Origin of the sequence: Streptomyces adustus (genome assembly GCF_009377175.1) — a bacterium.
In the GTDB taxonomy this organism is placed as follows: domain Bacteria; phylum Actinomycetota; class Actinomycetes; order Streptomycetales; family Streptomycetaceae; genus Streptomyces; species Streptomyces adustus.
The window spans coordinates 1-7,624 of sequence record NZ_VJZD01000351.1; the positions used below are offsets into that span (position 1 = coordinate 1).

A 7,624-nucleotide genomic window follows, 5' to 3' on the forward strand; every position below is an offset into this window, starting at 1 on the left:
CTGCTTCGCTTCGGGGAGGGGCTGTTCGGCGGTCCCGGTGTTCGACCGTGGCGCGGGCGGGCGGGAGCGGCCTGACCTGTCCTACCGTCCCCGGTCCGGTCCCGGGACCCAGCGGTAGACCAGCTCGGGGCGGCCCACCTGCCCGTACAGCGGTCTGCGTTCGGCCCGGCCCGCCTCCACCAGGTGCTCCAGATAGCGCCGGGCCGTGATCCGTGAGATCCCCACGGACTGGGCGACGCCCGCCGCGGTGTGTCCCTCGGCGGCCTCGCGCAGTGCCGTCGTCACCCGCTCCAGGGTCGGCCCGCTCAGGCCCTTCGGCAGGGCCGCCGGAGCCGGGGCCCGCAGTGCGGCGAGGGCCCGGTCGACCTCGTCCTGGCCGCTCGCCTCGCCCGCCGCGCCCCGGAACTCCGCGTACCGCACCAGCCGGTCGCGCAGGGTCGCGAAGGTGAACGGCTTCAGGACGTACTGCACGACCCCGAGCGACACGCCCTCGCGCACCACCGCCAGATCGCGGGCCGACGTCACCGCGATGACGTCGCCGTGGTAGCCGGCCGCACGCAGGGACCGGGCGAGTTGCAGACCGTGCGCGTCCGGCAGATGCAGGTCCAGAAGCAGCAGGTCCACCGCCGTGCGGTCCAGCAGCCGCCGGGCCTCGGCGCCCGTGCGCGCCTGGCCGACGGCGACGAACCCCGGCACCCGGCCCACGTACATCACATGCGCGTCCGCCGCGACGGGGTCGTCCTCCACGACGAGGACCCGGATGGGCTGACCGGCGCTCACGCGTCGCCCCCGGAGGCCGGGCCGCCGACGAGGGCGGCGTCCGCTCCCGCGCTCGTGCGCAGCGGCAGCCGCACCACGAACCGCGCCCCGCCCCCGTCGGCCTCCGCCACCGACAGCGACCCCTCGTGCCGGGTCACCGCCTGCTGTACGAGGGCCAGGCCCAGGCCGCGGCCCTGCGGGCCGGACGGCTTCGTGGAGAACCCGCGCCGGAAGACCAGTTCCGCGTGGGCCGGATCCACTCCCGCCCCCGTGTCCGAGACGCACAGCACCAGTTCCCGAGCGTCGCCGCGCACCGTGACCGTCACCCGTGCGGGAGTGCTGCCCTGCGCCGCGTCCACGGCGTTGTCGACGAGGTTGCCGAGGATGGTCACCAGATCCCGCGCGGGCAGGGTCCGCGGCAGCAGTCCGTCGTCGAGGCCGCCGTCCCGCGACACCGTCAGTTCCACGCCCCGCTCGTGCGCCTGCGCCGTCTTGCCCAGCAGCAGCGCCGCCAGCACCGGTTCGCTCACCGCCGCCACGACCTGGTCGGTGAGTGCCTGGGCCAGTTCCAGTTCGGCCGTCGCGAACTCCACGGCCTCCTGCGCCCGGCCCAGCTCGATGAGGGACACGACCGTGTGCAGCCGGTTGGCAGCCTCGTGCGCCTGCGAGCGCAGCGCCTGGCTGAAGCCGCGCTCGGAGTCCAGCTCGCCCATCAGGGACTGGAGCTCGGTGACATCGCGCAGGGTGACCACCGTGCCGCGGCGCTCGCCGCCGGACACCGGCGAGGTGTTGACCACCAGCACCCTGCGTGCGGTCAGATGCACCTCGTCCACCCTCGGCTCCGACGCCAGCAGCGCCCCGGTCAGCGGCGCGGGCAGGCCCAGGTCGGCCACCGACCGGCCCACCGCCTCGCCCGACACGCCGAGCAGCTCCTGCCCGCCGTCGTTGATCAGCGCCACCCGGTACGCGCCGTCCAGCATCAGCAGGCCCTCGCGCACGGCGTGCAGGGCGGCCTGGTGGTAGTCGTGCATCCGGCTGAGCTCGGCCGCGTTCATGCCGTGGGTGTGGCGGCGCAGTTGGGCGTTGATGACGTACGTGCCGATCGCGCCGAGCGCGAGCGCCCCCGCGGCGACCCCGAGCAGCGCGGTGACCTGGTCCTGGACGCGGGCGCTGATCGCCTCGACCTTGATCCCCGCGCTGACCAGTCCGATGATCCGCTTGTCCTCGTCCTCGATGGGGGTGACCGCGCGGACCGAGGGGCCCAGGGTGCCGGTGTAGGTCTCGGTGAAGGACTCGCCCTTCAGCGCGCGGGCGGTGTTGCCGCGAAAGCGCAGGCCTATCTGGTCCTCGTCGGGGTGGGTCCAGCGGATGCCCCGCGGATCCATGATCGTCACGAAGTCGACCCCGGTGTCGCGCATGACCCGCAGCGCGTACGGCTGGAGCTGGGCCCTGGGGTCGGGGCCGAGGACGGCCGCGCGCACCGAGGGCGCGTCGGCGACCGAGCCGGCCACCGCCGTGGCCTGGCGTCCGGCCGCCTCCTCGGCCTGGCCGCGGTCGCTGATCCAGGTGAACAGCGCGTACCCGGCGACCACGACCGCGATCAGCACGGCCTGCATCGCGAAGAGCTGGCCGGCCAGGCTGCGGGGCCGCGGGAGGGATATACGCATTCCGTCAGTGTGCCTGGCGCGTCGAGTGTGAACTCAATGAACGGAAGGGTGACCGCCCTCACAGGGCGGTGGATAGTCACGGCATTCCCCCGATCCCCCGGGAGCGCCCCGATCCCCCGGGCGCGCGCCGCTCCGGGGATCGACCGGACGTGAGCCGCACGCCGGTGATGCCGACGAAGACGTCAAGGAGGGCAGCCGTGGCCGCCAGCACCCCCGATACGGCACCTGCCGCACCCGCCGTGAAGCGGGACCGCACCCACTATCTCTATCTCGCGGTGATCGCCGCGGTCGCCCTCGGCATCGTCGTGGGCCTGGCCGCCCCCGACTTCGCGGTCGAGCTCAAGCCGCTGGGCACCGGCTTCGTGAACCTGATCAAGATGATGATCTCGCCGATCATCTTCTGCACGATCGTGCTGGGCATCGGCTCGGTGCGCAAGGCCGCGAAGGTCGGCGCCGTCGGCGGTATCGCGCTCGGCTACTTCCTGGTGATGTCGCTGGTCGCGCTCGCCATCGGCCTGCTCGTCGGGAACGTCCTGCACCCGGGCGACGGGCTGCACCTGACGGACGCGATCAAGGCGAGCGGGCACGGCCAGGTGTCCGACGAGGCGCTGCCGCCGGTCGAGTTCGTCCTGTCGATCATCCCGGTCACCTTCGTCTCCGCCTTCACCGAGGGGCAGGTGCTCCAGACGCTCCTGGTCGCCCTGCTCGCCGGTTTCGCGCTCCAGGCGATGGGCTCCGCCGGACAGCCCGTGCTGCGCGGTGTCGAGCACATCCAGCGGCTCGTCTTCCGCATCCTCGCCATGGTGATGTGGGCGGCGCCGATCGGTGCCTTCGGCGCCATCGCGGCGGTCGTCGGCTCGGCGGGCCTGGACGCGCTCAAGAGCCTCGCCGTGCTGATGCTCGGCTTCTACGTCACCTGCTTCCTGTTCGTCTTCGTGGTGCTCGGCGCGCTGCTGCGGGTCGTCGCCGGTCTGAACGTCTTCAGCCTGTTCAAGTACCTGGCCCGCGAGTTCCTGCTGATCCTGTCCACCTCCTCCTCCGAGTCCGCGCTGCCGCGGTTGATCGCGAAGATGGAGCACCTGGGCATCAGCAAGCCGGTGGTCGGCATCACGGTCCCGACCGGCTACTCGTTCAACCTCGACGGCACGATGATCTACATGACCATGGCGTCGCTGTACATCGCCGACGCCCTGGGTACGCCGATGTCGATCGGCGAGCAGATCCCGCTGCTGCTGTTCCTGCTGCTCGCCTCCAAGGGCGCGGCGGGCGTCAGCGGCGCCGGTCTGGCCACGCTGGCCGGCGGCCTCCAGTCGCACAAGCCCGCACTGGTGGACGGGGTCGGCCTGATCGTCGGCATCGACCGCTTCATGAGCGAGGCCCGGGCCCTGACGAACTTCGCGGGCAACGCCGTCGCCACCGTGCTGGTCGGCACCTGGACGAAGGAGATCGACCGGGACCGCGTCCAGCGGGTGCTCGCCGGTGACCTGCCGTTCGACGAGCGGACGCTGCTGGACGAGAACGACACCGTCCCGGCCGGCACGGACGTGCCCGGACAGCGCGGGGACGGCGAACGGGAACCGGCCACGGCCTGATCCCCCCGACGGCGTCCAGGAGGGCGCGCACTCCGGAGGTCCGGCCCGGCCTGAACCGGCCGGACCTCCGGTCACCGGGCCCAGGCCCTGTCCGACAATTCCCGCCTGCCTCCGGGCGGACGACGGGAATTGTCGGACAGGGCCTGGCCCGGATCACCCCTTCCGGGCGCCGGACTCCTCGCCGAGTCCTGTCACCAGCGCGGCGGCAAGAGAGGCGGGTACGCCCGCCGTGGTCAGGATCGTGACCGCGGCGGAGCGGCCCGCCTCCTCCGTTCTCAGCAGGCCGTCGTTCACGGCCTCCATCAGCGCGAACAGCATCTGCTCGTGCACGTAGGCCAGGGCCGCCGGTGGCAGCGGGGAGGTGAAGACCCCCTGGTCCAGCCCGTGCCGGAGCACCTCGGCACAGGACTCGCGGACCGGGGCGAGCCGTTCGCGGATGCCCTGCACGGTGACGCTGCGCTGGGCCAGCGCGACCAGGATGCGATAGCGGTCGGCGACCTCCCAGACCACGAGGGTCGAGCGGGCCAGTGCCTGCACCGGGTCGTCGGTACCGTCGCGGCCGGCCGCGAACGCGGCCTCCACCGCCTCCACCGCACCGTCGACGAGCGTGCTGATCAGCGCCTCACGGCTGGGGAAGTGCCCGTACACCGTCCGTCGTACGACGCCCGCGGCGCGCGCGATCTGGTCCATGGACGCGTCGGGGTCGCGCAGCAGCTCGGCCAGCGCGACATCGAGGATGCGGCGGCGGTTGGCGTCGGCGCGACTGGTGTTACCCGTGGTCATGTCAGCCATTCTGCACTCCCGCCGACTTGCACAGAGGTGTGCAGCGTCGTAGATTGCACATCGTTGTGCAATTGCACTCTGCTGTGCAATTCGATGCCGCGTAGTGGAAGAGGAAGGCGACCCCGCCCATGCGACTCGTCATGACCGAACCGGTCGAAAGGATGGCGGGCCCCTACCGCCGGCGCTGGTGGGCGCTTCTGGTGCTCTGTCTCAGCCTGCTGATCATCGTGATGGCGAACACCGCCCTCACCGTGGCCGCGCCCGACATGACCCAGGACCTGGGCCTGTCCAGCGCCGACCTCCAGTGGGTCATCGACGGCTACACCGTCCCGTACGCCGCGCTGATGCTGCTGCTCGGCGCGATCGGCGACAAGTACAGCCGGCGCGGGGCGCTCGTCCTCGGGCTGCTCGTCTTCGGCGGCGGCGCCGTCGCGGGCTCGCTCGTCGACAGCGCCACCGGGGTCATCGCGGCCCGCGCGGTCATGGGCGTCGGCGCGGCACTGATCATGCCCGCCACGCTGTCCCTGCTCGCCGCGACCTTCCCGCGCGCCGAACGCGCCAAGGCGATCACCCTGTGGACCGCCACCGCGGGCCTCGCCATCGCGGCCGGCCCGCTGGTCGCCGGGGCGCTGCTGGCGGACCACGGCTGGTCCTCCACGTTCCTGATCAACGTGCCGATCGCCGCCGTGGCGATCGTCGGCGCCTTCGTCCTCGTACCGCCGTCGAAGGCCGCGCACCACAGCCGCATCGACTACGTCGGCGGTCTGCTGTCGGTGGTGTGGATCGGCTCCCTCGTCTACATGATCATCGAGGGGCCGCACTTCGGCTGGGGCGCCAAGGCGGTCACGGCCGCGGTGGCGGCCGGTGCGGGCCTGCTCGCCTTCGTCCTGTGGGAGCTGCGCCACCCGCGCCCGGTCCTGGACGTGCGGCGCTTCGCCGACCGCCGCTTCGCGGGCTCCAACCTCGCGGTGGCCCTGTTCTTCCTGGCCGTCTTCGGTGCCTTCTACTACCTCACCCAGCACCTCCAGTTCGTCCTCGGCTACGACGCCCTGGAGACCGGGACGCGCATGCTGCCGCTCGCCGGTGCCGTGTTCGTCGGGTCGGCGCTGACGGGTTACCTCACCCCGCGGGTCGGCATGAAGTGGACGGTGAGCGCGGGCATGGTCGGCGGCACGGCCGCCCTCGCCCTGCTCACGCAGGTGGACGCAGGCTCGGACTACGGCGACTTCGTCGCCCCGCTCGTCGTCCTCGGCCTCGCGATCGGGCTCGCCCTCTCGCCCTGCACGGACGCGATCATGGGCGCCTTCCCGGAGTCCGAGCTGGGCGTCGGCGGCGCGGTGAACGACACCTCGCTGGAGCTCGGCGGCTCGCTCGGCATCGCCATCCTCGGTTCGCTGCTGGCCACCTCGTACTCGGACCACCTGGCGGACGCCACGGCCGGTGCCGGGCTCCCGGCGGACGCCCTCGCCACCGCCCAGGACTCGGTGGGCGCGGGGTACGCGGTCGCGCAGGGCATCGGGGACAAGGCACACGCCCTCGCCGCCCAGGCGGCGCAGGCCGGTGATCCGCAGCAGGCCGCCCAGTTGAAGGCGCAGGCGGAGCAACTCGCCCAGGGCGCCGGGCGGATGGCGGACGCGGTCGGTTCGTCCTTCGCCGACGCGGTGGCCCACACCAGCCTGATCGGCGCGGTGGTCCTGGGGGTCGGCACGGTCCTGGTGGCGGCGCTGCTCCCGGGCAGGACGAAGGCGGCACCGGCCGCGGAGGAGCCCACGCAGGGGTCCGCGGGGGAGCGGACGGCGGGGAAGGCGGCGGCCACGGAGGAGAAGCCGAAGCAGGCCGACGCCCCGAAGGAGCCGGGGCGGACCGGCGCGGAGAAGGGGCCGGAGCAGGCCGGCGCCGAGGAGAAGTCGGAGCGGGCCGGCGCCGACAAGGAGCCGGAGCGCGCGGACGCCGGGGCGCGCTGACCCGATTCTTACCTTCTTCTTAACGATCTCCACTAGCGTGCCGCGCCGACGACCGGCGTGGCACGCACAGTGGAGGCACGGGGGATGAAGATCGACTGGGACCGACGGACGTGCGCTCGGCGCGGCCATGTGACGTACGCGCCGGAGGACCCCCGGCTGCGGGTGCGGCTGCGCGCGGACACCGCCCTCGGCGAGGTCTGGCGCTGTCTGCGCTGCGGCGACTACGTGCTGGGCGAGCCGCACGGCTCGGGCCCCGCGGACCGGGCGCCCCTCGTCCCGCGCGGCAAGGTGCTGCGCGACCTGTTCATCCTGCGCTTCCTCGCCGTCGAGCGGGCCGTGCGCGGGGTGTTCATCGTGCTGGTCGCCGCGGCCGTGTGGAAGTTCAGCAACAGCCGGTACGCGGTGCGCCGGCTCTTCGACGAGTACCTCGACGTCTTCCGGCCGGTCTTCCGGCACTTCCACTACGACCTCGACCACTCGCCCGTGGTCGGCACCATCCAGAAGACGTTCGGCTACAAGCAGTCCACCCTGCTGCTGGTGGCCGGACTGCTGCTGGTCTACGCGCTGGTCGAGCTCGTCGAGGCGGTCGGCCTCTGGTACGCCAAACGCTGGGCGGAGTACCTGACCGTGGTCGCCACGGCAGCCTTCCTCCCGTTGGAGATCTACGAACTCACCGAGCACGTCAGCTGGTTGAAGATCTCCACGCTCGTCCTCAACATCCTCGCCGTCCTCTACATCGCCATCGCCAAGCGGCTGTTCGGGCTGCGCGGCGGGCGCCGGGCGTTCGACGAGGAGCGCCGCAGCGCCTCGCTGCTGGAGGTGGAGGAGTCGGCGGGCGTGCCGGTCTAGGGCTTGGGCG

6 protein-coding genes are annotated in these 7,624 nt (G+C 72.5%); 3 read left to right on the top strand and 3 right to left on the bottom strand.

Translation table 11 applies throughout. The features are described 5' to 3' along the window. Positions 1 to 81 precede the first annotated feature (81 nt). Both FNH09_RS42840 and FNH09_RS42845 read right to left on the bottom strand, forming a co-directional pair. Positions 82 to 711, bottom strand: coding sequence for a response regulator (locus FNH09_RS42840; protein ID WP_202919876.1), 630 nt, complete (start codon positions 709 to 711; stop codon positions 82 to 84). A gap of 65 nt (positions 712 to 776) precedes the next feature. Continuing rightward, complete coding sequence (locus FNH09_RS42845) at positions 777 to 2,426, bottom strand: sensor histidine kinase (RefSeq protein WP_152895278.1); 1,650 nt, start codon at positions 2,424 to 2,426, stop codon at positions 777 to 779. Between the two features lie 167 nt (positions 2,427 to 2,593). On the opposite strand from FNH09_RS42845, the gene FNH09_RS42850 reads away from it, so the two are divergent. Continuing rightward, positions 2,594 to 4,018 carry a cation:dicarboxylate symporter family transporter gene (locus tag FNH09_RS42850; protein ID WP_152895282.1) on the top strand — a complete coding sequence of 475 codons (1,425 nt, stop codon included), beginning with the start codon at positions 2,594 to 2,596 and terminating at the stop codon, positions 4,016 to 4,018. A 153-nt stretch (positions 4,019 to 4,171) separates the two neighbouring features. Here FNH09_RS42850 and FNH09_RS42855 read toward each other — a convergent pair whose 3' ends face one another. Then, entirely contained in the window at positions 4,172 to 4,810 is a 639-nt protein-coding gene (locus FNH09_RS42855; RefSeq protein ID WP_152895279.1) for a TetR/AcrR family transcriptional regulator, read from the bottom strand. A 119-nt stretch (positions 4,811 to 4,929) separates the two neighbouring features. Here FNH09_RS42855 and FNH09_RS42860 point away from each other — a divergent pair, with 119 nt between their 5' ends. Further along, positions 4,930 to 6,765, top strand: a complete 1,836-nt coding sequence (locus FNH09_RS42860; protein WP_152895280.1) for an MFS transporter — start codon at positions 4,930 to 4,932, stop codon at positions 6,763 to 6,765. Positions 6,766 to 6,849: 84 nt separating this feature from the next. Continuing rightward, positions 6,850 to 7,614: a DUF2127 domain-containing protein gene (locus FNH09_RS42865; RefSeq protein WP_152895281.1), complete on the top strand. Its 765-nt coding sequence runs from the start codon at positions 6,850 to 6,852 to the stop codon at positions 7,612 to 7,614. Positions 7,615 to 7,624: the final 10 nt, after the last annotated feature.